The sequence below is a fragment of the Moraxella catarrhalis genome, from assembly GCF_001656295.1.
Lineage (GTDB): Bacteria > Pseudomonadota > Gammaproteobacteria > Pseudomonadales > Moraxellaceae > Moraxella > Moraxella veridica.
Genome location: NZ_LXHE01000013.1, coordinates 1 through 26482, shown reverse-complemented (window position 1 = coordinate 26482; position 26482 = coordinate 1). Strand labels below are relative to the sequence as shown.

At 46.6% G+C, this 26482-nt stretch carries 21 protein-coding genes; 7 read left to right on the top strand and 14 right to left on the bottom strand.

What is annotated here, in order from left to right:
* Positions 1–9: 9 nt before the first annotated feature.
* Entirely contained in the window at positions 10–585 is a 576-nt protein-coding gene (locus AO382_RS05565; RefSeq protein WP_064618860.1) for a phosphatidylglycerophosphatase A, read from the top strand.
* 55 nt (positions 586–640) lie between these two features.
* On the opposite strand, the gene AO382_RS05560 is transcribed toward AO382_RS05565, so the two are convergent.
* Positions 641–1549 (bottom strand): Hsp33 family molecular chaperone HslO, encoded by a 909-nt coding sequence (locus tag AO382_RS05560; RefSeq protein ID WP_064618857.1) that lies wholly within the window; start codon positions 1547–1549, stop codon positions 641–643.
* A 249-nt stretch (positions 1550–1798) separates the two neighbouring features.
* Between AO382_RS05560 and glmS the strand changes: the two genes are divergently transcribed.
* From glmS to AO382_RS05545, 3 genes are all read left to right on the top strand, one after another.
* Positions 1799–3637, top strand: coding sequence for a glutamine--fructose-6-phosphate transaminase (isomerizing) (glmS, locus tag AO382_RS05555; protein ID WP_064618854.1), 1839 nt, complete (start codon positions 1799–1801; stop codon positions 3635–3637).
* Between the two features lie 367 nt (positions 3638–4004).
* Complete coding sequence (locus AO382_RS05550) at positions 4005–5078, top strand: YjgN family protein (protein ID WP_064618851.1); 1074 nt, start codon at positions 4005–4007, stop codon at positions 5076–5078.
* 8 nt (positions 5079–5086) lie between these two features.
* A complete protein-coding gene (locus AO382_RS05545) occupies positions 5087–6088 on the top strand; it encodes a M48 family metallopeptidase (RefSeq protein WP_162270575.1) in 1002 nt (333 codons plus the stop codon).
* Between the two features lie 24 nt (positions 6089–6112).
* Here AO382_RS05545 and galE read toward each other — a convergent pair whose 3' ends face one another.
* The 5 genes from galE to plsB form a co-directional block, all read right to left on the bottom strand.
* Entirely contained in the window at positions 6113–7162 is a 1050-nt protein-coding gene (gene galE / locus AO382_RS05540; RefSeq protein ID WP_115346520.1) for a UDP-glucose 4-epimerase GalE, read from the bottom strand.
* A gap of 19 nt (positions 7163–7181) precedes the next feature.
* A complete protein-coding gene (locus AO382_RS05535; protein WP_064618845.1) occupies positions 7182–8447 on the bottom strand; it encodes a UDP-glucose/GDP-mannose dehydrogenase family protein in 1266 nt (421 codons plus the stop codon).
* 3 nt (positions 8448–8450) lie between these two features.
* The gene (gene pgi, locus AO382_RS05530; protein WP_064618842.1) at positions 8451–10070 is read right to left on the bottom strand and encodes a glucose-6-phosphate isomerase; all 1620 of its coding nucleotides are present in this window, start codon (positions 10068–10070) and stop codon (positions 8451–8453) included.
* 31 nt (positions 10071–10101) lie between these two features.
* The gene (locus AO382_RS05525) at positions 10102–10968 is read right to left on the bottom strand and encodes a UTP--glucose-1-phosphate uridylyltransferase (RefSeq protein ID WP_064610612.1); all 867 of its coding nucleotides are present in this window, start codon (positions 10966–10968) and stop codon (positions 10102–10104) included.
* 240 nt (positions 10969–11208) lie between these two features.
* Positions 11209–13782, bottom strand: a complete 2574-nt coding sequence (gene plsB / locus AO382_RS05520; protein ID WP_064618839.1) for a glycerol-3-phosphate 1-O-acyltransferase PlsB — start codon at positions 13780–13782, stop codon at positions 11209–11211.
* A 220-nt stretch (positions 13783–14002) separates the two neighbouring features.
* Here plsB and AO382_RS05515 point away from each other — a divergent pair, with 220 nt between their 5' ends.
* Entirely contained in the window at positions 14003–14965 is a 963-nt protein-coding gene (locus AO382_RS05515) for an acyl-CoA thioesterase (protein WP_064610615.1), read from the top strand.
* Here the strand turns inward: AO382_RS05515 and AO382_RS10800 are convergent.
* A complete protein-coding gene (locus AO382_RS10800; RefSeq protein ID WP_162270574.1) occupies positions 14962–15123 on the bottom strand; it encodes a hypothetical protein in 162 nt (53 codons plus the stop codon). The two genes, AO382_RS05515 and AO382_RS10800, sit on opposite strands and share 4 nt — an antisense overlap.
* 56 nt (positions 15124–15179) lie before the next feature.
* Here AO382_RS10800 and AO382_RS05510 point away from each other — a divergent pair, with 56 nt between their 5' ends.
* Positions 15180–16340: a DUF1615 domain-containing protein gene (locus tag AO382_RS05510; protein ID WP_064618837.1), complete on the top strand. Its 1161-nt coding sequence runs from the start codon at positions 15180–15182 to the stop codon at positions 16338–16340.
* Between the two features lie 84 nt (positions 16341–16424).
* On the opposite strand, the gene lptG is transcribed toward AO382_RS05510, so the two are convergent.
* Positions 16425–17534, bottom strand: a complete 1110-nt coding sequence (lptG, locus tag AO382_RS05505; RefSeq protein WP_064618835.1) for an LPS export ABC transporter permease LptG — start codon at positions 17532–17534, stop codon at positions 16425–16427.
* Complete coding sequence (gene lptF, locus AO382_RS05500; RefSeq protein WP_081261372.1) at positions 17531–18730, bottom strand: LPS export ABC transporter permease LptF; 1200 nt, start codon at positions 18728–18730, stop codon at positions 17531–17533. Before lptF ends, lptG begins: the two co-directional genes overlap by 4 nt.
* 221 nt (positions 18731–18951) lie before the next feature.
* Here lptF and AO382_RS05495 point away from each other — a divergent pair, with 221 nt between their 5' ends.
* A complete protein-coding gene (locus tag AO382_RS05495; protein ID WP_064610619.1) occupies positions 18952–20463 on the top strand; it encodes a leucyl aminopeptidase in 1512 nt (503 codons plus the stop codon).
* 153 nt (positions 20464–20616) lie between these two features.
* Here the strand turns inward: AO382_RS05495 and AO382_RS05490 are convergent, their stop codons facing one another.
* The 5 genes from AO382_RS05490 to AO382_RS05470 form a co-directional block, all read right to left on the bottom strand.
* Complete coding sequence (locus tag AO382_RS05490; RefSeq protein ID WP_064618831.1) at positions 20617–21813, bottom strand: aromatic amino acid transaminase; 1197 nt, start codon at positions 21811–21813, stop codon at positions 20617–20619.
* A gap of 141 nt (positions 21814–21954) precedes the next feature.
* Positions 21955–22878: a LysR family transcriptional regulator gene (locus AO382_RS05485; protein ID WP_064610621.1), complete on the bottom strand. Its 924-nt coding sequence runs from the start codon at positions 22876–22878 to the stop codon at positions 21955–21957.
* A 132-nt stretch (positions 22879–23010) separates the two neighbouring features.
* Positions 23011–24090 carry a calcium:proton antiporter gene (locus AO382_RS05480; protein ID WP_064618829.1) on the bottom strand — a complete coding sequence of 360 codons (1080 nt, stop codon included), beginning with the start codon at positions 24088–24090 and terminating at the stop codon, positions 23011–23013.
* 60 nt (positions 24091–24150) lie between these two features.
* Positions 24151–25467 (bottom strand): hemolysin family protein, encoded by a 1317-nt coding sequence (locus AO382_RS05475; RefSeq protein ID WP_064618826.1) that lies wholly within the window; start codon positions 25465–25467, stop codon positions 24151–24153.
* A 133-nt stretch (positions 25468–25600) separates the two neighbouring features.
* Positions 25601–26482, bottom strand: an 882-nt coding sequence (locus AO382_RS05470; RefSeq protein WP_064618824.1) for an RNA-guided endonuclease InsQ/TnpB family protein, incomplete at its 5' end; no start/stop codon positions are given.

The window sequence follows — 26482 nt, the reverse complement described above, 5'->3', positions numbered from 1 at the left end:
ACTACACTCATGACACAGCAAAAGCCCGATATCCATCAAGCCAATCCCTGCCCGCCCTGCCCGCCAAGCGCAAACAGCCAAGAAAAATTGATCTACTGGCTTGGCATTGGTCTTGGTTCTGGACTGCCGCAGCGTGCGCCTGGCACATGGGGCACTGTTGGCGGCTTGGTGGTCGCCCTGCTACTGCTGTCAGTTGGGGCTTGGGCGCTGGTACTGGCTACCGCATTAGGCTTGCTGCTTGGGCATTATATTTGTGAGACAACTTCCAAGCTGATGAATGTGCATGACGATCCACACATTGTGTGGGATGAATGGGTAGGCATATGGCTGACACTTTTGCCGACCGTATTTGTGCTGCATCACATAGACTTATTAAAGGATTTATATGGTGATACCTCACTGATGGCTTGGATGTTTGGGCTTGGATTTGTGTTGTTTCGCCTGTTTGATGTTATCAAGCCTTTTCCGATTTCTTGGGCAGATAAGCAAGTGTCTGGCGGCTTTGGTATCATGCTGGATGATATTTTGGCAGGCGTGATGGCAGGGATCATCACGGTGATTGTGATTTATAGCTTTATTTTATAAACCGACACCCACGCAATTTGTGGGTGTCGGTTTAGGATCTTTGAAAGTTGAGCACTTAAGCTTGAGTATCGGCAAATAAGCGATCCACCGCTTGATCATCAAATCGATACGTCCTACCACAAAAACCGCAGTCAAGCGTCAGCTCTCCGCCATGTGCCGCCACTGCCTGTTTGGCTTCGTCATAGCCCAGCTGCAAGATAGCGCCTTCGCTTTTTTCGCTTGAGCAAGTACATGCAAAATGCAGCGGCGCAAGACTTGGCAACACCACTTCTTCTTCATGATACAGCCGATACAAAATTTCGTTGGCATCCAAATCGGTGATCTCATCCGCCTTTAGCGTATCGGTGAGCGCCGTCAAGCGATCCCACAAATCAGGGTCAGCCTCTTTGTCAGCATCGCTTTGGGGCAGCAGCTGCACCAAAACACCGCCTGCGGTCGTATCATTGGTGGCAAGCTTAATGATGGTTGGGATTTGGGCAGACTGCTTTTGGTAATGCGCCAAACATTCCCCCAAATTATCACTGACTCGCTCAACAATGCCTTGATACGCCTCGCCTTTTTCAGGATGGATGCTGATGAAGAGCACGCCTTTGCCAAGCTCACCGAATGCTTCATCACTGGTTGTCAGGTGCTGCCACACTGCATCATGATCACCTGTGGCATCAAAGCCGGCTAAGCCTCGCACAGCGCCAGTGTGATCACACTCCGCCATCGCCCAACTAAGGCGAGCGTTCGGATCAGAGCTTTGTAGCTGAATGGATAATTTGCCGTCTATCTTTAGCGTGCTGATCAGTAAGCTTGCCGAAACAATCATCTCGCCAAGCAGTGCTTTGATAGCAGTAGGATACTCTTTTTGGGCGATGACTGTCTGATAAGCGTCGGTGAGCTTCACCACATCGCCACGCACCACCGAGTCATCAATAAAAAACCGTTGGCGGTAGTCGTTCAAAGTTTGGGCTGTCATATTATGTCCGTTTTTGGTGTATTTAGGCTAATATGGGGATCAATTGATCATTTGCAATTGCCGCATCGCCCAAACCATTGATCCAGAATATCCGCCAGATTATTTATCAACAATCAACATCTTAACCCCATCTGATGTGCTATAATTTATCAGATTGATGACAATTTTCATCTACTGTTTTGCCTAACGATTTGGGGCATGGCAGCGTCATTGATTGCTAATTTTTAATTTGATACTAAGGAACAGCTTATGTGCGGTATCGTTGGTGCCATTCGTACGCATCACAATGTGGTAGATTTTTTGACAGACGGGCTTAAACGCCTAGAGTATCGCGGCTATGACTCATCAGGCATCGCTGTGCAGACAGATGAAGGCATTCGCCGCGTACGCCGTGTGGGGCGGGTGGCACTCATGGAAGAAGCCGCCAAGAAAAAAGAAATTTATGGTCTGACTGGCATCGGTCACACGCGCTGGGCGACACATGGCGGTGTGACTGAACCCAATGCGCATCCGCATATCTCTGCAGGGCTGATCTCAGTGGTGCATAATGGCATCATTGAAAATTTTGAGTCAGAGCGCAGTCGTCTTGAAGGCTTAGGCTATGAATTTGAATCCCAAACCGATACCGAAGTGATCGCTCATAGCATCCATCAAGAATACACCACCAATGGCGGCGATCTGTATCGAGCGGTGCAAACAGCGTGTTCACGCTTTCATGGCGCTTATGCCATCGCCGTGATCGCCAATGATGCACCAGATCAGATGGTGGTTGCACGCATGGGCTGTCCATTATTAGTGGCATTCGGTGATGATGAAGTATTCATCGCATCTGATGTCTCAGCAGTCATTGCCTTTACACGCCGTGTGACGTATCTAGAAGATGGCGACATCGCTCTACTCCACGCCGACGGCATCCAAAAGCTGCTTGACAAAGACGGCAATGAAGCTGACCGTACCATCAAGACTTCAGAGATGTCTTTGGCGTCGCTTGAGCTTGGTCCATACAGCCACTTCATGCAAAAAGAAATTAACGAGCAGCCACGCGCAGTTTCTGATACCGCTGAGATTTTCTTAGAAGGTGGATTTATTGCTGATAACTTCGGTAAAGACGCGCCTGAAATTTTTGCCAAAATCCAAAGCATCAAAATTTTGGCGTGCGGCACATCATATTATGCAGCACTCACTGGCAAACATTATCTTGAAAGTATTGCCAAGATTCGTTGCGATGTCGAGATCGCAAGTGAATACCGCTACCGTGATGTGATCGCAGATCCCAATGAGCTGATTATCACCATCAGTCAGTCAGGAGAGACGCTGGATACCATGGAAGCGCTCAAATATGCCATGGCACAAGGTCATCGCTACAGCTTATCGATCTGCAATGTGATGGAATCTGCCCTGCCGCGCGCAAGCACGCTTGCCATCTTCACTCGTGCCGGTGCTGAGATCGGTGTGGCATCCACCAAGGCATTTACCACGCAGTTGGTGGTGTTATTTGGTCTTGCGGTAACCTTGGGTATCATGCGCGGTCATATCAATGAATCACAAGCGCAAAACTACGCCGAAGATTTGCGTCTACTGCCAGGCAGTATCCAACATGCCCTAAATCTAGAGCCGCAGCTTGCGTCATGGGCACAAAGCTTTGCCAATAAACCCAGTGCCTTATTTTTGGGTCGTGGTATTCATTATCCGATTGCCCTTGAAGGTGCATTAAAATTAAAAGAACTCACCTATATCCACGCTGAGGCTTATCCTGCTGGGGAGCTCAAGCACGGTCCTTTGGCACTGGTTGATGAAAACATGCCCGTCGTCGTCATATCACCCAATGATGGACTACTTGATAAAGTCAAAGCCAATATGCAAGAGGTCTCTGCTCGTGGCGGCGAGCTGTTCGTATTGTCAGATTTAGACAGCGATTACACCGCAAGCGAAGGCATCCACGTGATTCGCACGCCGCGTCATATCGGCATTTTATCGCCGATTGTGCATACGATCGCTGTGCAGCTGCTGTCTTATCATGTGGCGCTTGTACGTGGCACGGATGTTGATAAGCCAAGAAACCTTGCCAAATCCGTGACAGTTGAGTGATTAAACCAGCTCAAGTAGCGATTGAGTATGATACCTAATTACTCACCTACACTTGAGCTTTAGTGTTAAATCATCTTATTGTTAATCAAGCTTCCTTGCTAAAGAGATCGCCTTTAGCAAGGTTGGCTTTTTTATATCACCAACAAAATTTTTAATATATCAATGATATTTTAAACCATCAAAAGACGATAAATTCAACTTTTAAATATACTTCATCAAGATGATCTAGGTCAATCATCCCAAATATTCTAAGTCAATGCGATCAACCGTATAACAATATAACCCTTACCAAGATAAAGAATATTTTATTTTTACTACATTTTTGATACAATGGCGAAATATTATCATTTTAAAAATCATTTGTATCATGACTCACACCACGCCCCCACCACTTAATCCTCATCACTCTTATCAGCAAGCACCTGACGTGCATGATTTTTATTTTCATGGTACGGGCATGGGGTATTTTAAAATTTGGATTGTCAATTTGGTGCTGACCATCATCACGCTTGGGTTTTATTCACCTTGGGCAAAAGTACGCAGGCTTCGTTATTTTTATGGTCATACACAGATTAATGGGCAAGTGTTTGATTTTACTGCAAATCCTAAGCGTATCTTGGTTGGGCGTCTCATCGCCCTTGGCATTTATTTGGTGATTACTGTGTTTGGGCAGTTTTCGCCTGAAATCGCAGCGATGGGCTCTTTGATTATCTTTGTGGTCATGCCTTGGATTGTGCGTTCTACCATGCGATTTCGGGCAAGAAACAGCCAGTACAACAATGTTCGCTTTGCCTTTGAAGGCTCGCTAGGCTCGGCGTATCTGATTTTACTTGCTGGTGTCATACTCATTCCCATCAGCGGCGGTCTGCTTGCGCCTTTGGTATGGTGGCTGTTCAAACGCTATCAATTTGACAACACCTATTTTGGGCAATTAAATTTTGGGTTTCATGCCAGCATTTGGGATTTTTATAAAGCGACGCTGCTGCCGATATTGTTGCTACTTATCATTGTCATCGTGGGCGGGGTGTTTTTTGCGGGGGCAGGCACAGTTAGTCAAGACAACGATGTGGTCATGGGCTCTGCTTTTTTAGTGGTGGTTGGGGCGTTCTACCTCTTTATGCTGCTGATAGTGCCACTCATGCAAGGCTATGTCCATCAGGCAATTTGGCGTCATCTGACCTTGGGGAATAACAAATTTGAGCTGATAGATTTTAGCCCCTTAAAATTTGCACTCATCCAACTGACCAACTACATCGCCATCATCGTTAGCCTTGGGCTGCTTCATCCTTGGGCAGCAGTACGCATTCACCGTTATAAAACCCACACACTTCGCTTGATTGCTTATGACGACTTTACACAGATGACCACGCCTAGCCCAGACAATGTCTCACCGCTTGGAGAAGAAATTGGCGATGTGTTTGATTTTGACATTTCATGGTAATCACAATGATGGCAATACCGATAAAAGTTCGCTATTTTGATGGCAAAATCAGCACCGCTCACACAGCTGAAATCATGCCCCTGTCTCATCAGGGCAAGACAGACGGCTTCACCGTAAGCTACGGCGGTCATGAGCTGCGTTATTGTAGCGACGATGGCGAATACCTGCCTGCGGTAGGCGGTTCGCCCCATGCATTGATGATGAAAGATGGGTCTAGGATAGAATTCGTCCATGGTGTGCCTGAATGGCTGACGCTTGAAAAGCAGTCTTTGTTTGCCAAAATCGCTCACATGGAGAGCCGCTGGGTATGGATTGGCACAAGCGTGGTCATCATGTGCGTGTTGGTATTTGGCATGTTTAAATTTGCCATCCCCCTAGCGGCACATCACATCGCTCAAAGACTGCCTGCAGATATCATGATGGCGGTGGGCGACCAAGCCGAAAGTTATGTGATGGACATGACCACGCCCAGCACCTTGCCCAAATCTCGCCAAGATGACATCGTCGCTTTGTATGATAAGCTAGATGGCAACCCAAAAGCCAAAATCATCGTACGAGGCGGTGGCGATGTCGGTGCAAACGCCCTTGCCATACCCAATAACACCATCATCATTACCGACGAGCTCATTCACCTGACGGACGATGATAACCAAATCCTAGCCGTACTGGCTCATGAACAAGGGCATTTGGTACATCGCCACAGCCTAGAACAAGCCATCAACAGTCTAGGGATAAGCGTGCTCATCGTGGTCATCACAGGCGATACGTCTGACATGCTGCTGATCTTGCCTGCCCTACTGACTGCCGCCGACTATTCACAAAAAGCAGAACTGCAAGCCGACAGATTCGCCATTAATGAGCTAAAACGCCTGAATGTCCCTGCGATACATCTTGCTGATTTTTTTGAAAAAATGAAACAAGAGCAAGGCAATGGGCATGGACACTGGTCATTATTGTCCACTCACCCCAAAACAGACAAGCGAATTGAGCAAGTTTATCAATACCAATAAACCATCTTTATGGTGGCTTATTGGTTATGATTTGCGATACCCCTCAGGATTGCTTGACTGCCATCGCCATGTATCCACGCACATACGTTCAATGTCCAACTCAGCCGCCCAATTAAGCACAGCTTTGGCTTTATCGGCACTGGCATAACACATCGCAATGTCCCCAGCTCGTCTTGGCGCAATCACATAAGGCACCTGTTGACCGGTGGTACTGACAAAGGCACGAACCAGCTCCAACACACTGGTGCCCTGCCCTGTGCCCAAATTTATCGGCTCAAAGCCGAAAGCAGACGCTTGCTTGGCAATATATTCTAGTGCCTTGACATGACCTTTTGCCAAATCCACCACATGAATATAATCACGCACCCCCGTACCGTCTGGCGTGTCATAATCATCCCCAAAGACTGACAATGTTTCAAGTTTGCCCACCGCCACTTGTGAGATATAAGGCATCAAATTATTCGGAATATCGCTTGGGTCTTCGCCAATCAAGCCTGACACATCCGCGCCAATAGGATTAAAATAACGCAAACTAATAATGTTCCATGACGGCACGTTTTCTGACTTTGCCAAGTCTTCCAAAACATACTCCACCATAAGCTTGGACTGCCCATAAGGGTTGGTGCAAGAGCGCCTGGCAGTCTCCACAATCGGCAACATCTCAGGCGTGCCATACACGGTGGCGGACGATGAAAAGATGAAGTTTTTGACCCCAAATGCCGTCATCACTTCCAAAAGATTGAGCGTGCCTGCCACGTTATTTTGGTAGTATTTTAAAGGCTTTGCCACGCTTTCGCCCACCGCCTTTAAACCAGCAAAATGTATCACCCCAAAAAACTCATGCTCAGTAAAGACTTGGCTTAGGTGGTCTTTATCCAACACATCGCCCTGAATAAAGGTGATTGCTTGACCGACAATCTGCTCCACCCGCTCAATCGCCACAGGGCTTGAATTGGATAAATTGTCATACACCACTGGCTCAAAGCCTGATTTAACCAGCTCAATCAGCGTGTGCGAGCCGATATAACCCGCCCCGCCGGTGACTAAAATTTTTTTAACTGTGTGATTTTGCATGGCACCCCCCTGTAATGAACTACTCTCGTTTTTCTCGTCCGATGCCATAATAGGGCACTGTGAGCGCCACAACACTGTCATCGTCCAAAATATTTTTGGCATCAAAAATCGGAATATTCACCTGATTGAGCGTATGAACGTCTGGCTGAGTCAGCAAAGACCAGTTGACAATAAACAGCGCATCCACCTTTGATAGATCCTGATATGGATCATGGGTCAAAGTCAACATCGGATGCCCGCCATAAATCGACTGCATCTCAAAGGCGGTGTTACGCGTAAAAACACGAGTATGAATCCCATAAGACCACAAAAGCTTCAGCAGTGGATGAATGGCAGAATGAGTCATGCGAGAGGCACCCTTGCGATAGCCAGTACCCCAAATCATCACTGCCTTTTGCTCAATAAAGCCATTAAAATATCGCCAAAACTTGCGAAAAATCAGCTCTTTTTGGTCGTCATTAATGTGATTGACGGCGCTGATGAGCGAGGTATCGACACGATTTTGTTTAAACTTATCCATCAAAAGCTCAAGCTCATGCGGTAGTGTTTTACCGCCAAAACCCCACCCTGCTGACAGATACGCAGGACCGATACGGCTATCTTGGGCGATGATTCGCTCAACTGACTTGATATTGACCCCTTGCTTATCAGCCAGTCTTGCCATTTCATTCATAAAGGACAGGCGAGTTGCAAGCATCGCCATCATAGTACTTCGGGCAAATTCTATCGTGACGATATCAGCGATTTGGCAGTTTTGGGCGTGCTGCTTGAGTCTTAATAACACCTCACAATGCGCCACACTGTCCTTGGTTTTTTCGCCAATCATGACCAAATCTGAATGATAAAACGCATTAAAATTCGCCCCATCTTTCATAAAGCTGATGGGCAAATAATACACCCAAGATGACTTAATTCGCTGTGCCAGTGCCCCAATATTACCAATTGAGCGCACACCGCTTAAGATCACTTGACTGTGCGGACTGTCCACTGCATTGACGACTTGATCAATCAGATATTCACCGACATCATCCAAAAACAGCCACAAAAGCTTGGCCTGTACAGATGCTAAAAATGCCTGTATTTGACTATCGCTAATGATGATTTTATGTTGGGCAAGGTACAGTTGCCACAGCGCTGACATTTGATGGTCAAATTGATAATGCTCAAGTGTCGCTTGGATATCTTGCTCATCTGCAAGCAAACGAACTTCATAATCCAAACTTGCCAACCACAAGCAAGCATTGATGGCTTCGTGCTGATGACCGATCACGTAGATATGTTTCATAAATTATCCTTGAGCGCGCTTAATGACAGACAAAAGCGTATTGGTAGAGCTGTCAAATTGATCTGCATCATGCACGTTTGATAGCTCATCATAGACACGGTTTGCCATGACCTTACCGACTTCAACGCCCCATTGATCAAAGGGATTAATTTGCCAAAGCACACTCATCACATAGACTTTATGCTCATATAAGGCAATCAAAGCACCCAAAGTCTTGGGGTTCAGATCGCTTAATAACATCGTGGTTGAGGGCTGATTGCCCCGATATTCTTTAAATTTAGCAAAATCATCGGTACTATTTATCATACTAGAAGGCAACGCGGCATTGCCAAAAGCAAGCACTTGCGACTGCGCCAGACAGTTTGCCAAAGATAATTTGTGCTGATCAGCCAAGTAAGCATTTGCCACTTGTGCATCATTATAGCGGCGAATCGGCGTGATAAAATCACAAGATACCCGCTGCGTACCCTGATGCAAAAGCTGATAAAATGCGTGCTGTGCATTTGAGCCGATATCACCCCACAAAATCGGGCAAGTGCCATAGTCCACCGACTCGCCGCATCGTTTGACCGATTTGCCGTTAGACTCCATCTCAAGCTGCGTCAAATAATTGGGAAAATACTCAAGTCTGCCATCATAAGGCAGTACGGTATGTGCATTAATGCCTAAAAAAGTGGCATTCCACACCCCAATCAGCCCCATGAGCACTGGTAAATTTTTTGAAAAATCGGCCTTAGCAAAATGCCGATCCATCTCATGTGCGCCTGCCAATAGTGACCGAAAGTTAGCCATACCGATACGCACTGCGATCGCAAGCCCAATCACTGACCACATACTAAATCTGCCGCCAACCCAGTCCCACAAAAGCAGCTGATTATCGGGATGGATGCCCCAGTCGCTCATCTTATCAGGTCGCGTGGAGATGCCAATAAAATGACGGCGTAAAATCGTCGGCTTATGATCATGAGCAGCCAGCAGCCAGCTTAAGGCAGTTTTGGCATTGGATAAAGTGTCTATCGTCCCAAAAGACTTAGACGAGATGATAAATAAAGTCGTCTGCGGATTGAGTACTTTTAATAGGCTATCTAACTGCGTGCCGTCCATATTAGACACAAAGTGAACGCAAATATCCGTATCCGCCCACTCAGACAGCGCTGTGGATGCCATCAAAGGACCCAAATCCGAACCGCCCACACCGATATTAACCACATCGCGTATCGCCTTGCCCGAGTAGCCACGCCACACGCCGCTACGAATGCGATTGACCAACACCTCGCATTTATCTAGGCTGTTATGCACCTGCTGCCCTACATCGACGCCATCGACGACGAGCGTCTCGCCTTTAGGTAGTCGAAGCGCGGTATGAAGCGCTGCCCTTTGCTCGGTGTCATTGACCTTTTCGCCACTGATAAGATCACTGATTTTTTGGGATAAATTAAATGTATCGGCAAGCTGAATGAGCTTTGCCAAAATTTCATCATCGATCGCCTGCTTGCTAAAATCCATATAAATATCGCAAGCAAAAGCAGATAGCCTTTGACCGCGTGTCTCATCGTCAGCAAATCGCTGCTGCAACTCGATCGGTGTGCGTGCCAGTGCCTGTAAATCATGCCAAGTCGTCATCAGCCGTCCTCATTTTATGGTTTGATAAAAATTAAAACGACTTGCCCATTTGACTGGCAAAATAAGCAAATGCCTGTACATAGGTCGTCATATCGCCAGCATCAAAGCTTGGACCTTTCATCGTAACCACATCCATGCCCTGCTGGCTGATGAGTGCGTCAATGGCATCGGTCAGCTGAATCTCACCACCCACGCTTGGCTTGGTTTTGGCCAAATACTCAAAAATCTCAGGACTAAACACATACCGCCCCACCACCGCCAAATTGGACGGTGCCACATCCAGACTGGGTTTTTCTACAAAACCCAGCACATCAAATGATTGATTGGTACTTGATTTTTGGACGCTTAATTTATCACTGAGCCGTGCGATGCCGTATTTATGCACATCGCTGTCCGCCACAGGGTCAACCAAAATCTGACTGCGGCCCGTTTGGGCAAATTGTGTCATCATATACGCCAAATTATCCGCCCCAAAATCCGTGGTAAATGGGTCTAACACGACATCAGGCAGCAGCACGGCAAAGGGATTATCGCCCACCACCGCACGCCCTTGTAGCACCGCATGACCCAGCCCCAATGGTCTGCCTTGGCGTACACTCACCACACGCACATCCTCAGGCAAAAAGTTTAGGCTGTCTGCCAAACCGTCTTTGCCTTTTTGGCGTAGCTGACTGTCAAGCTCAGCGTTGATGTCAAAGTAGTTTTCAATGGCGGACTTTTGGGCGTGGTTGACCAGCACGATGTTTTTGATGCCAGCACGCACCGCTTCTGTGACGACATAATGAATGGCAGGCTTGTCCCCTAAGGGTAAAAGCTCTTTGGGCACCGCCTTAGATAAAGGCAGCATACGCGTCCCAAAGCCTGCGGTGGGGATAATGGCGTGGGTGGGGGTGTTCATCATAATATTAAATCTAACGAATTGGTTAAAATTTCAAAATAAAATAAGTTTAGGCACTAGCCAATCACCTGAGCATAAGCCGCCGGTCCAAGTGATAGTTCATCCACTTGTTAATATACAAAAGTTAAGACAAAATGTGGATAAGCAGGTATTGATATTTGTTAATATCTGCTTAAGATTTATTCATGGCTACTCTCTTGAATTTAATAAATTAAATAAAATTATGCTGCCACTACTATTCTACCCCCGCCCAAACTTCCTTTTTTTCTCCATGCTTGCCATGGCTAGGCTAAGCTCATCATCAGAAAGGCTTGCGGTATGTGTCAGCACCTGCATCACATCTGGCTGGAGCACAAATTTTGCAAACTCTGCAATGCGATCAATGCGCTCATCAAAGGATAATAGGTTTGTGTCTGTATCGATGCTGACATAACCGACACGCACCAAAGTATCAATAAAACTTGTAAATAATGCCTTATCAAACATATCTGGCAAGTCGTCAGCGTGCAGCACTGACACCCGCTGACCGACGACATAGCACAGATTGACCACTTGCTCGGTCGTCAGGCGCTCTGAGCCTTGCTTAGACAGCAGTGTCAGCGCCATAAAATAACGCTCAAGACTTTGCTGCGCGGGGCTTGCCAGCACGATGAGCTTTTGATAGGCTTGAGAATTGCCCTCAGGGCTACCGACCACACCTTGCCCCAAGTCCACGATCACACCTTGTTCGATCAGCAGATTGAGTACCTGATGCACATGATCGGCGATATTTCTAAGCGCCATTTTTAAGAACAGCTCGCTTTGCAAAAATGGATACAAAAGCTCGGTGATCCCATCAAGTCTATCACGATGAATTCGACCATTTCTTTGGACAAGCGCCGCCAAAAAGCTTGCAATGATAAACACATGCAAAATATTATTTCTAAAATAAGACAAAAGCGGCGCTTGCTTATCCGCCACACGGATCATGTCGCCCAAGATATGCGGGGTGCGCTCGATGAGCTTTAGCTGCACGCCATAGTCCAAAATCTGCCTTGGCGTCATATCAGTCACATGAGTGTCCGCATCGTATGGCAGCGCTTGGGCGATGTGCTGATACAGGCGGATCTGCTCAAGGCATTGCGCTTCATCAAGCGCGGCGTTTGGCGTTGATAGGAGCGCAAGCGCAAGCAGCGAGACAGGATTGACCACGGCGGCTTTATTGATGTTTTGCATCACCTTGACGCCTAAGTTTTGGACCATGGCGTGCGTGTTTTTGACATTGTCATCACTGGCGTCGGTAGGATTGACGTTAAATTTCGCCATGAAATCGGTCAAATACAAAGGATCGCCAAACGCCAAATGCACTGTCCCAAAGATACGCTCAATCTTACGTGCGGTTTTTAGTAGACCTAATAAATTTTCGCTTTCTTTGGGTTTGCCTTTGAGTTCACCGACATATGTGGCGCCTTCCATAATGCGCTCATAGCTGATATAAGTTGGGATGAACGCGACCGGCTTGGCAGGCTCACGCAAATAGCTGTTCACTGTCATCGCAAGCATACCAAGCTTAGGCGGTAGCAGGCGACCTGTGCGTGAGCGCCCCCCTTCGATGAAATACTCAATCGGAGCCTGACGCTGCATGAGGCTGTGTACATATTCTTTAAAGACGGTACTATAAAGCGCATTGCCCTTGAAGCTGCGGCGCATAAAAAACCCCCCACCGCTTCTTAACAGATCGCCAAGCACTGGAATGTTTAAATTCTCACCGGCTGCCACATGCGGAATGCGCAACCCTCGCTTATAAATCACATAAGACAGCAGCAGATAATCCACATGGCTGCGATGGCACGGCACATAAACGATCTGATAATCTGGGGCAAGCGCACGCACGCGCTCGAAGTGGCGCACCTCAACGCCGTCATACAGCCGCGTCCACAGCCAAGTTAAAAAATGATCAAAAAAGCGCACCACTGAATGAGAATAATTGCTTGCAATCTCGCTCAGATAGCCTTGGGCTTCGGCTTTGACGGCGGCGATGGGCTTGCCAGTTTCTGCTGCTTGTTTTTCAATAGCACGCATCACTTCAGGCGATGATAAGATCGCGCCTGCCACATTACGCTTATCAGACAAATCAGGTCCGACGATACTGGTGCGCTGCTTGTCTAAATAACCCTGAAGGCGCGCGGTGATGGTTGGCGTGATGCGATCTGGTGACTGGGCTTTAGCTTCGTTGATCAACACTTGTAGATCCTTAGGCTCTGAAAAACGCACAAAGGTATCTCGTCCCATCACGCCGATATTAAATAGCTGCTTGGCTTTAGAAGGCGACTCCCATTCATCTGCCATCAGCAAGCGAAATAACGACTCTTCTTTGTCCGGCGCGCGTCCCCATAGGATCGTGACAGGCACAAGATTGATTTTTAGTTCAGGATTTTCAAGGCATGCTTGAATCAGCCTTTCAAGGCGTGGCACATGTCCATTGGCAGACTCTGTGCGACGATCCTTTAAAAAAATCATCGCTGAGGTTTCGTGGATGTCTTTGGTATCGACTTCTGCAAGCGCCGAAGGTAAGCCAAGCGCATCTGTCTGCATCCCAACCAACAAACTGTTCGAGCGTGAATAAGCGCGGATCACATAAAAGGTGGGCACGGCATCATCAAGCGTTGGCACTTCGCCGATCAAGGTCGGCTTGACTGCAAGCGACAATCCTTTGGCTGAAGCCCGGCGATATGGGCTTGGTAAGCGGGCAGGGCTGTCTTTTTGTGGGTGGGCTGTCGAGCTTTGTTCGGGTTGGCTGCTGGCTTTCTTGAGCAAATTTACAAGTTTTCGCATAAATCCATCAATACAAAGAAGTGAATTTTTATTTTATCATTGTTTGGGTTTTTTGCCTAAAAAATTGATAAAAAAAGTGGTATAATTTTAGCATTTTCACATTTATATCAAAGGCGATGCAGCCTTTTGGGTTTAGCTTGATAACCTGGATGATTGGCCATGTGATTAGCCAAGCTATTTGTGTCTTAGCATCGCTTTACGACTATGTTTTGAGCGGATTATGAAATACTCTCTTGACCGTTATGCCTTGCCGCCTGAAGCGGCGCATGCCGATATCGCAGATTTATTAGATACACTAAAACTCAAAGAAATTGCCGACAATGTCTATGAAGGACCTAGCTATGACTATGTCGGACCTAGGGTTTTTGGTGGGCAAGTGCTCGCCCAAGCCCTGATGGCTGCTGCCAATACATTGACCATTGATAAGCCTTGTCATAGCCTGCATGGATATTTTTTGCGCGGCGGTGATATTCGCCTACCAATCGTCTATCAGGTGCGCCGCCTGCGTGATGGTCGCAGCCTATCAGCCCGTGAAGTCATCGCGGTGCAATATGTGCCAACCACCGACAAAGATGGCAAAGACACCACCAGTGAGCAGGTGATTTTTTCGATGATTGCTTCATTCTCGCCAATGGAAGGTGGGCTAGATTATCAAGAGTCCATGCCCGAATATCCGCCGCCAACCAGTGTCAAAACCGAACAAGAACTAAAAACTCAATATCTGCACAAGATCCCAGAGCCGCTCAGAGCACGCTATATGCGTCCGCGTCATGTTGAGATTCGCCCCATCATGCCCAGAGATCCAGTGGCACCTGAGCCTCAGCGCCCGCGCCAAGCCAGTTGGGTGCGCGTTAATGACATCGGCGAGCAGCCAGTTGCCATTCATCAAGCTCTGCTTGCGTTTGTGTCCGATTATTATTTGGCAGGGACGGGTCTGATGAGCCATGGTTTGAGCTTTATGACGCGCGGCTTACAGATGGCAAGTATCGATCACTCCATGCACTTTCATCGCCCGTTTGATATCACCGAATATTTACTTTATGACATGTGGAGCGACACCACCAGTCACGCCAAAGGACTTAATCACGGTCAATTTTGGCAAGATGGTAAGCTCATCGCTTCAGCTCAGCAAGAAGGCTTGATGCGCCTGCATGATGATCCAAGCATCTTTACTAATAGCTAAATTGCCTTAAGCATTGCTTGAACGTATGCGCCAAAGTCGTTTTTATCAAAATTGGCGCAAACTTCTTGCGCGATGGTGTATTTTTGTGTCAGCGCTTGACGAAAATCAGCTGTAGAATTACTATAAGCTGCCTTTAGCGATGTTGCCTTTTTGAGCATCATCCGCCTCACCGTCTTTATGGTTTCTTGAGTAAATCGTTTGGAATGTAGATCAGATGCGTAAAATGTATCCTACTAGTATTTTATTGTGTGCCGTGGTTTTGTCAGGCTGTGATGCAGTCAAGCAGACCATCACAGACAAGCCTACGCTCAGCGATGCCCAAATCACCAAATTAATCCCCAAGCGTGTCAATAACGCCAAGCTATGGGCAGCTGATATTAGCGATATTTTTGATGAATTGTCCTTACCCAAGACCACCCAAAATATCTGCACCGCCATCGCTGTGATCGACCAAGAATCCAATTTTCATGCCGACCCAAGCGTGCCCAATCTAGGCAATGCCGCTCTAAAAGCGATTGATGATAAGCTAGAAGACAAGCTTGGCAAAAATATGGCGAGCGTGTTTCGCACTATGCTTGAGACGCGCCCGACACCTGAAAATAATTTTATCAAACAAATCAAAGCCGTCAAAACCGAAAAGCAGCTCGATGAGCTGTACCGAGAGATTTTTGATTATTTTGCCAAAACTTATAAAGTCTCGCCCTTGACTAACATCACCAGGCTGTCAGGTCAAGGCATTGATGAGCGCATCAATCCTGTGACCACTTTGGGCTCTATGCAAGTGCACATCGACTACGCGCGAGCGCATCGCCGTGCGAGCATGAGCGATCGTGATCTGCGCGCCGATCTGTACACGCGCTACGGCGGCTTATACTATGGCATACATCGGCTGATGATGTATCGCGCGGAGTATGATAAGCCCTTGTATCGCTTTGCTGATTATAATTCAGGGGTGTATTCAAGCCGAAATGCCGCCTTTCAGCAGCGGATCGCCACTTTGAGCGGCGATACCTTAGCGATTGATGGAGATTTACTGCTGTATAAAGATGGCAGCCCACTGAGCAAAATCTCTGATACAGAAGCGGCTACCATTCGCTTGCTTGCCAATGCTGCCAAGCCTGTGAGCGCTCGCCAAATCCGCGCTGACTTTAAAAAAGAAAAAACAAGCGCCTTTGAACAGACGGCGACTTATCGTGCGGTCGATGAGATGTTTACCGATAAATTTGGGCGCGCGCCTGCTTATGCCATCATGCCTAAGGTCGTGATTTCAGGACCTAAGCTTAGCCAAAACTTTGATACCAACTGGTTTGCCACGCGCGTTGATAAGCGTTATCAGACCTGCATGACCACCGCCAAGCGCCACCGCTTAGGCTAAAGCTTGGCTGTTTTCAAGATTTGGTTTAAGCTTTTGTGCTGATAATGACTTTTTAAAGATCTTTATTCATGCCCTGTGAGCAGCTTAGCTTGATTTACGATTAAGTAGATAGATGCCCGCCACAGCCGATAGCACAATCGGCACCAGCGCCATCAACAGTGGCGATAGCCCAGTCGCCAAAGCCACAAAACCCGCCAAATCGGTCAAATAACTGAACAAAAGTCCCGTCAAAAGTGCCAAGACCACTCGCAGTCCCAAGCCTTGGGAGCGTAGCGAACCAAAGACAAAGGATGATGCCACCAACACCAGTGACAGCACCGCAAAAGGCGAAAGTAGCTTTTGCCAAAATGCCAATTCATGACGCAGTGAGCGTGTGCCTTGGTGGGTCATGAGCTGCCTGTGCGCATACAAATCGCTGAGCGATAGATCTTCAGGCTCTTTGGTCAATAAATACACATCCGTCGGTGCAATCGGTAAGGTCAGTATTTTGCCTTCACTGTGTGCTTGTTGCACTTGTGATGTGCCGATACTAATCTCATCAATGCCTGATAACTGCCAAGTATAGCGGGCTTTTTGTGCATTTATCACATCATCAGACTGTGGCAAATATACGCCTGTCTGTGCCTTAAGTGCAGCGATCAGCTGACCGTCTTTGAGCTGATAGCGCTTAACTTCCCCAAGCCTGCCTTCATTATCAGCATAACTGATATACACCACATCTTGATTACCGCCATCATTATTCACCGACCAATAGCCATTAATGGTGATAAGCTTATCATACATGGTATCTGCTCGGATGGCGGCAGCGTGCTGGTTGGCGGCAGGCAGCACAAATTGATTCACGCCCAGTGAGATCACAACAAAAATGACCGCAGGTAGCATCGCCCAGCTGATGACGCGATAGATACTCATGCCTGCAGCTCGCATCACGATCAGTTCGCTGTGATTGGCAAGCAGCCCAAGCCCAATGACCGCACCCAAGAGCGCGCCAGTGGGGATAAATTGCACCAAAAAATAAGGTGAGCGATATAAAATGAACAGCAGCGCATCAGTCAGCGTATAGGTCTCACTGATATTATCAAGTTCAGCCAAATAGGCAAATATCATCTGTAAAAGCCATAAGCCCACCACAGCGCCTGTCATAGCAAGTAGTGCCGAGCGGATGACATATTTTGGTAAAATCCACGATTTCATGCCACATCTCCACCTTGACGCTCAAGACGAAGACGCGCCATCACTCGCCCATGATAATTCAGATACATCGCAACCGCCATCATCATCAGCAGAGCAGCCGCATAGATCACTGGTGGTAATTTGCCTTTGATGATGGTATCTTTTAAAGAAATCACCACAAGCACGCCTGCAACATAAATCAAAATCGCTGGCACTAATTTGTACCATCTGCCTTGACGCGGTCGCACATAAGATAAAGGGGTCGCCAATAAGATCGCCAATAAGATCAGCCAAGGCATGCTCAGACGATAACCGAGCTCGGCATATGCTTCTTGCGGATTATCACGCTTGGAGCGCCCTTGAATGATTGATAAAAGCTCAGCAGTACTCACGCCTTCGATGCGCATGTGATTGGTGCCTTCGGGGCGCTCTGCCGATAAGGTAATGCGATAGCGCTCAAAGCCAATTTGACTGTACTGGCGGCTGGTCGGATCCACTTCATAGCGTCGACCTTGTTGCAAGTCTAGCTGAATTTGCCCATTGGCATTCTCAACATGTGTGGCAGATTTGGCAAAAATGATGGAATCTCTTTGAGCGGTCTGGCTTGGCTTAGCACTATTTGTTTGGGCAGGATTCATCTGAATGATGATGACATCTTTTAAAAATTCACGATTGGCACCCATCTCACCCACATACAGGTGATAATCGCCACTACTGATGAATTCTTGGGGGCGAATCAAGTCAAACACCTGAGCCACCGACTGCTCTTGCCAAATATTGGTAGCACGCTCCACACCCCAAGGCTTAGCCACCATAGAAACCCAGCCCTCAACACACATCAGCACCGCCACCAGCGGAATGAGTAGGCGCGCCACTCGCCCTCGGCTGATACCACTGGCATTCATCACCGCCATTTCATGATCTGCATACAGCCGCCCGAACACCAACATCAAACCAATAAAAAAAGACAACGGTAAAATCAGCTCAAGAAAATAGGGCAAATTATAGCCAATCAGACGAAACAGTACGCCGACATTGAGCCCACCTTCTGCCGCCATCCCAAAATAGCGAATCAGACGACCACCAAGCAGCATGATCACCAAAAAACCCAAAACCAAGGCAGTGGTTGAAGCGACTTGTGTGGTGATATAGCGACGTAAAATCACAAAGCTTGATTTCCAAAAATTAAGTGGCAAATAGCTTATAATAGCAAAAATTCATGGCGGTTTTAAGCGGTTTGCTAGGTTTATTTTGTTGCCAAGTTTTGCAGCAGCGAAGCTTAGGTGACTGCTTGGATTTAATCACAATTTGATCAGATAAAGCAAATTTGATTTTTTCATGCCTTCATTTATGCTACACTAAGTTTGGGAGCTGATATGGTGCTTGGATCACCTTACAGTTAGCTTCACTCATTCACTCAATATAATAAGGAAAAGATATGCCAGCACACACATTTCATATCAGTGTCAAAGACGCACTGTCGCTCAAAAAAGCCACAAAAAATAAATCCCTGCCCACCATCGTAGTATTTGCTGATGATCAAGGTCAAATTTTGGGCAATTTGGGCGATGCAGAATATCTATCGCGCGCCGCTGATTTGATCAAACAAAGTCATTTTAAGGGCGGTATGGGCGATAGCGTGACTGATTATGCCATCCATGCCAAAGATTTTCCTGTGGTGACTGTGGTTGGTATTGGTAAATTAGATAAATTGGCTGACAATATCGCCAAAGCTGCTCAAGCTGTCTATACAGCCATCAAAAATACCCCAGCTGCGGCAATTTTATGGGGCGATACCATTTGCCAAATTCACTTTACTCAATTTGTTACCGCATTGATTGGTGCAGGATATCGTTTTGAGCATCATAAAGCCAAGCCAAAAGATGCCGATTTGCTCGAAGAAGTGATCATCATCAGCAATAAAGATGCTCAAGATGACTATGACAATGCCTTAACCTTCGCCAAGGCAACAGCGGCTGGTATGACTACCGCGCGTGATGTTGCCAATGAAGCGCCAAATTTGCTAAATCCAAGCGAACTTGCCCAAAAAGCAAAGCAGCTCGCCAAAGATTACGAAGACACCATCTCAGTCAGCGTACTTGGCGAAAAAGACATGCAAAAGCTTGGTATGGGATGTTTTCTCGCCGTATCACAAGGCTCAGATGCAGAAGGAAAACTCGCCGTCATCGAATATTATGGCAAATCCAGCAAAAGCGGCAAGAAATCCAAGCTTGAGCGTCCGTTTGCTTTGGTTGGCAAGGGCTTGACCTTTGACAGTGGCGGCATCTCTTTGAAACCTGCTGCTGGCATGGAAGAGATGAAATTTGATATGGGCGGTGCAGCATCCATCTTAGGCACGGTTCGTGCGGTTGCCGAAGCTGGACTTGAGATTGATTTGGTGGCGGTGCTTGCTTGCGCCGAAAATATGCCATCGGCACGTGCTTCTCGCCCTGGTGATGTCGTGACTGCCATGAATGGTACGACTGTTGAAATCTTAAATACCGATGCCGAAGGGCGTTTGGTGCTGTGTGATGCACTATGCTATGTCCAAGAGCATTATGATGCGCGCGTCATCATTGACACTGCCACATTGACAGGTGCTTGTGTGATTGCGCTTGGCAGTGTCCGCTCAGGCATGTATAGTAATGATGAAGATACTTTATTTGCCTTAGAAGCAGCCAGTGAATACACCGGGGATTTGGTGTGGCACATGCCTTTGGATGAGACGTATAATGAGCAGCTGAATTCAAAAGTCGCCGATGTTCAAAATATCGGGGGGCGTGAAGCAGGCTCTGTGACTGCAGCCTGTTTCTTAAAAAGATTTATCAAAGAAGGTCAAGCATGGGCGCACCTTGATATTGCTGGTACCGCTTGGAAAAGTGGCAGCACCGCCAGTGCTTCAGGTCGCCCTGTCGCCCTACTGACTCAGTATCTGCGCAGCCAAGCCTAAGAATATTTGCAAACGTGTAAAACGCTGCCGATGGGCAGCGTTTTATCTTTATGTATAGTTTGATCGTTTCACGTGGAACAGTTTATTATCCACACATAAACTAGACTAATAAACACCAAATCTTTGTGATTTGGTGTTTTTAGATGATGCAAATTATCTCAGCACTTCTGCCATGGCATTGGCGACGTACTCTACATTGGCATTATTCAGACCTGCCACACACATACGACCATTTTCAACCATATATACCGCAAATTCTTCACGCAGACGAATCACTTGCTCTTTGGTCAGACCAGTGAAGCTGAACATACCGCGCTGTTTGGTGAAGTAGCTAAAATCACGCTCTGGCAGCTTAGCACTCAAGGCAGCCTGAAGCTTTTCGCGCATTTCGCGGATGCGATCACGCATCTCATACACCTCACCCACCCACAGTCTAAATAGCCCATCATCATTCATCACGGTATCCACGATATAATTACCATACGCAGGTGGGCTTGAGTAGATACGGCGAACAGTGAATTTTAATTGACCCAGCACCACATCGGCTTCTTGTTTGGTTGGTGCAACGACAGATAAACCACCCACACGCTCACCATATAAAGATAAATTTTTTGAGAATGAATTCGACACAAACACCGTCAAGCCCATCTCTACCGCACGGCGGATGGCGTACGCATCCTCATCCATATCATCGCCAAAGCCTTGATAAGCAATATCCATGAATGGGATCAGCTTTTGATCTTTGACAATTTGTAATAACATATCCCACTGAGAGCGGGTCAAATCCACGCCAGTTGGGTTGTGGCAGCATGGGTGAAGTAGCACCACATCATTTTCATTCAAAGTCTTGAAAAACTCGCACAGCTCATCAAATTTTACACCGATCGTGGCAGGATCATAGTAAGGATATTTTGCCACTTCGATGCCCGCACCTTCAAAGATACCGATGTGGTTTGCCCAAGTTGGATCCGACACATAGCACTTGGCATCAGGGAACCACTCGTGGATAAAGTCAGCGCCAACTTTGAGCGCGCCAGAACCACCCAAGGTTGCGATGGTCGCCACACGACCTTCGACAACTGCTGGGTGGTTTTTACCAAATAACAAGTCTTGGCACGCCTGACGATAACCAGGTAAACCATCCATCGGCAGGTATCCACGGGGACGTGGCGGATTGACGATTTGAGATTCGGCGGTCTTCACGCACTCAAGCACAGGCAATTTGCCATCTTCGGTATAGTACACGCCCACGCCAAGATTGACTTTGATGTCAGCGCGTGGGTCTTGGGCATATTTATCCATCAAACCCAAAATCGGGTCGCCTGCATAGGGGGTCACATGTTCAAACATGGGCTTATCCTTTTCATTGTCAAGTTGATCAAAACACAGTTAGTATAACGCAAATCCAATACATTTTGGATGAAAATTTGGTAAAAGTTTTTTAAACCCTTTAAGACCGTTTAAGGTTGCCAATCAAATGCTTGCGCCTGATCAGATGCCGGCTGCTTTTGAGTGGCTGACCAAAAACTCGTGCGCATTTTGCTCCAAAAACTCCTTAAATGCCAATGCCGCAGGTGACAAAGAGCGGTTTTTATGGATGTATAATAAAAATTTTCGCTCAACCACAGGATCGGCGATCGGTCGCATCACCAAGCCATTTTGTTCGACCCACTCAGCGGCGTATAACAGACACAAGGTCACACCAAGCCCCATACGCGTCATGCCAAGCGCTGTCGATAAAAAATTAACTTCAAAATCAGGATTAAAAATACGGCTTGAAATTTGGGCAGGCAGCTCATTTTGTAGGCTTTTGATAAAAGGACCATTGAGCGTGATCAAGCGTTCATTTAATAAATCCGTCCAGCGCAAAACGTCTTTTTTAGCAAATGGGTGAGTAGCAGGCAGCACCAAATAAAATGGCGAAGAAAACAACACAACCGCTTCTAAATCATCAGAATACGCACGCTCAGGCGCAACGCCCAAATCCGCTTCTAAATTTTCGATATGATCCACCACATCATCGACCGAGCAGTCGGTGAGCGTCACTTGGATATTAGGATGAATGTCACAAAACTTCGCCACAAACTTTGGCATCGCACTGGCGGATAGCTGCTGCGAGACCGCTAGGCGCACATGCCCTTGGTGCAGCGACTTCAGATTACTGACTTTTTCGTTTAAGACCGACATCTCATTGAGCACGCGCCGAGCCTGCGGCAGCAGCCGAACACCAGCATCAGACAGATGTAATTTGCGCGTCGTGCGGTCGAACAGCTTGACGCCCAAATTCTGCTCAAGCTCCTTAATCAGTCCAGACAGCGCCGACTGAGTCAAGCAAAGCGTCTCTGCTGCCTTGGTGAAGCTATTTTGTTCAGCGACAAGCACAAAGGCTCTTAGCTGTCGTAATGTCGTGCTCACGGCAATTCCTTTAATTATAAATAGTAATGAACATATTAGCAGTTATTATAAATTATAATTTTTAGAATGCAAGACAAATCAGCGCTGAGTATTATTTTTTGTAAAAAGATTACTAAGCTTAAGCACGAACGATCAAGGCACGATGATAGTAAAGATATACGCTGCCAAATTGACCAATAGCACGATGCCATACAAGATATTGGTGCGCCCTTGATTGAGCGACAGCATGACAATAAAGGTGGACAAACCAAGCAGCACCATGGATTTGCCATCCAAGCCCAGCACCAGCGGAATGTCATACATCAGACACACGATCGTCACCGCAGGAATGGTCAGACCAATGCTTGCTAAGGCTGACCCCAGCGCTAGGTTTAGGCTGGTCTGAAAACGGTTGCGGCGCGCGGCATTCAAAGCCGCCAAGCCTTCTGGCAACAGCACCACCGCAGCGATAATCACACCCACCAGTGCTGCTGGTGCGCCCATCGCCACCACCGCAGCTTCAATGCTAGGGCTTAGGCTTTTGGCAAGCATCACAACGATGCCCAAACAGATCAACAAAAACACAAAGCTTGCCGCGGTCACTTGAGCGCTCGGCGGCTCGGCATGATGATCCAAATCATCATCAGCTGCCAAAAAATAATCACGATGACGCACTGTCTGAACCATGATGAATGAACCATACAAGACCAAAGATGCCAGCGCCACAAAAATAAGTTGTGCTGATGAATAAGTGCCTTGCGTGGTGGAAGTGGTAAAATTTGGCATAATCAGCGTCATCACCAAAATCGACACCAAGGTGATGAGTGCGGTACTGGCAGATTTTTGCCCAAAAAATTGTTCTCGATGTTTTAGTCCGCCAATCATCAGCGACATCCCAAGGATCCCATTTAAAATCAACATAATTGCTGCAAAAACCGTATCACGAGGTAAATACGCTGCATTATCCCCGCCTGAGACCATCAATGAGATAATCAGCGCCACTTCGATGATGGTAATCGCCAATGCCAAAATGATGGTGCCAAAAGGCTCACCAACCTTATGCGCCACCACTTCAGCATGATAAACTGCCGATAACACGCTGCCAATTAAGAATATGCCGCCCAAAATCTGCAGCCATATATTTGACTTAATCCCAACAAAAAACAATCCCCAAGCCACCAATGGCAACAGCATTGACCAAATGGGCAAACCAAATCGTGCATTTGATGCCATATCAGTTCCTTATTTTTAATTTTTATATTCTAATGGCAAACATCTGATTCAAAGCGCCTTTTAGCTTTCTTCAGACCCCTCGGTCTGTTGTTCTAGGCGCGTGACCAAGAGCTGATCGATTTTATAATGGTCAATATCCACCACTTCAAATTTAAAGCCTTCATGCTCCACCCAATCTGCAGGGCGTGGAATCTTACGCAGGCGATACATGATAAAACCCGCCAAAGTCTCATAATGATCCCAATCGGGAAACTCATTAATATCAAGGGCATGTTTAACATCATCGATCGGCGTAATCCCATCAATCAGCCATGAATTTTCATCACGGCGAATGATTTGTAAGTCTTCAGGCTCAGCAGCTGCCCAATCACCCATGACAGTCATCATAATATCTGATAGTGTAATCAGCCCAACGACCAATGCATATTCATTAATGACTACCGCCATTTTTTCATTACTGGCACGAAATTTATCCAAAAGCTCAGATAAAGTGAGTGTATCTGGAATAATCAGTACATTACGAATGGTAGATTCATTCAGCTGAAAAATTGGCTGTTCGCTTAAAATTCGTACCAAAATATCCTTGGTATCGACATAACCGATGACTTGGTCAATATGTTCATTACAGACCAAAAATTTAGAATAAGGATAATCGGCAATCTTTTGACGAATGCTCTCCTCGCTTTCACTGAGTGCAAAATACACCACATCCTCACGAGCCGTCATCGATGATGGTACGGTGCGTTCTTCAAGCTCAAACACATTTTCGATAAAATGTTGTTCTTGTTCCATCAGAACGCCAGCCTCTGCCCCAGCATCAACAATGGCAGAAATATCATCAAAGGTAATGCTGTCATCACGAGCCGTATCAAATTTAAAAAGCCGAAAAGTCACATCTGCGATGGTATTGATGATCCATGCCAAAGGCTTGACCACACGAATTGTCCATAAAATCGGATTGATGACCACCAAAGCCACTCGCTCAGGATTAATCATTGCAATGCGTTTGGGAATCAGGTCAGCATATAAAATAAATAGCAGTGTTACCAAAACAAAAGACGAAAAAAAAGCGATGGTATCAAGCCAAATCCCTTGATATACCAAGCCAAGCCACTCAGCAAAATAAGGGCGTAGCGCGCTTTCGCCGACCGAACCGCCCAAGATGGCAACGGCATTGAGCCCGATTTGAGAAGTGGCAAAAAAATCAGCCGAATTTTCTTGCAAAGCTAGTACTTTATCAGCGCGATCATCGCCTGATTCTGCCAATAATTTGAGTTTGATTTTTCTTGAGCCTGCCAAGGCGATTTCAGAAATCGAGAAAAAACTCGATGTCAAAATCAGCACCAAAATGATCAAGAAGTTTTGAAATAAGCTCACGATAGCACCTATTTGGTGAATTTTAAAAATCAGATAACAGCCGCCCAACACCAAGGCTTAATGGGCTTTGTGGTTAGTTTTTGACTTCCTCCCCTCCCTATCGTTCGGGGATTCCTGCTCCCAGACGGTCAAGCTAGGCCGCAAGAATGTTCTTAGCGGCATTAATATCTCTATCATGCCATGTACTACACTTTGCACAAGTCCATTCTCTTATTGCCAAACCTGCTCTACCTTTCGGACTGCTGTTGTCAATTTGACGGCAACATGAGCAAGTTTGGGTAGTGTATCGTTCATTTACGATTTCTAAACGGCAACCTGCATACTTGCATTTATAGTCCAGTTGTCGCTTTAATTCAAACCAACCAGCATCATAGACGCTTTTAGCCAGTTTGCCTTTTTTGCTGTTAAATTGATTGGATTTAACATCACCAACAACAATCAGTGCATTTTGCTTGATCAGTCCTGTGGTGAATTTATGGATTAAGTCTAACCTTGTGTTTTTAATTTTGGCATGAATTGCTTTGACACGTTGTTTGTTTTTGGCTCTTTGGGCAATGGCTAAGTCTTTGGCGTATTTGAGTGTTTGTTTGATTTGTAGTTTATCACCGTTTGAGGTGGTGGCACTGTCTTTTAAACCACTGTCTTTTAAACCTAAGGCAATGCCAACACTACCTGCTCCACATTGTGTTTTAGGATAGTCTTTGACGGTGATACACGCATACCAGCGGTTACGGCTATCTTGGACGATTTGGCAGGTGTTGATTTGATATAGTGATAGGTTGTAGCTATCCCATAGGTCAAGGATTAGTTTTTGTCCTTTGGCTAGGGATAGTTGCAAGGTGGATTTTAAGCCCTTTTTACCAGTTTGGTGGGTGGCAATATGTTTGATTGCAGCTTTTTTAAAGGGTATCCAGCCTAGGCTCTTGTGTTTGGCATTGGGTCGGTTGGTTCGCCAGTTTAATTTTGCTTTTTTAAATTGCTTTCGGCTTTTGGCGTGGGTTTCATTGATGGCTTG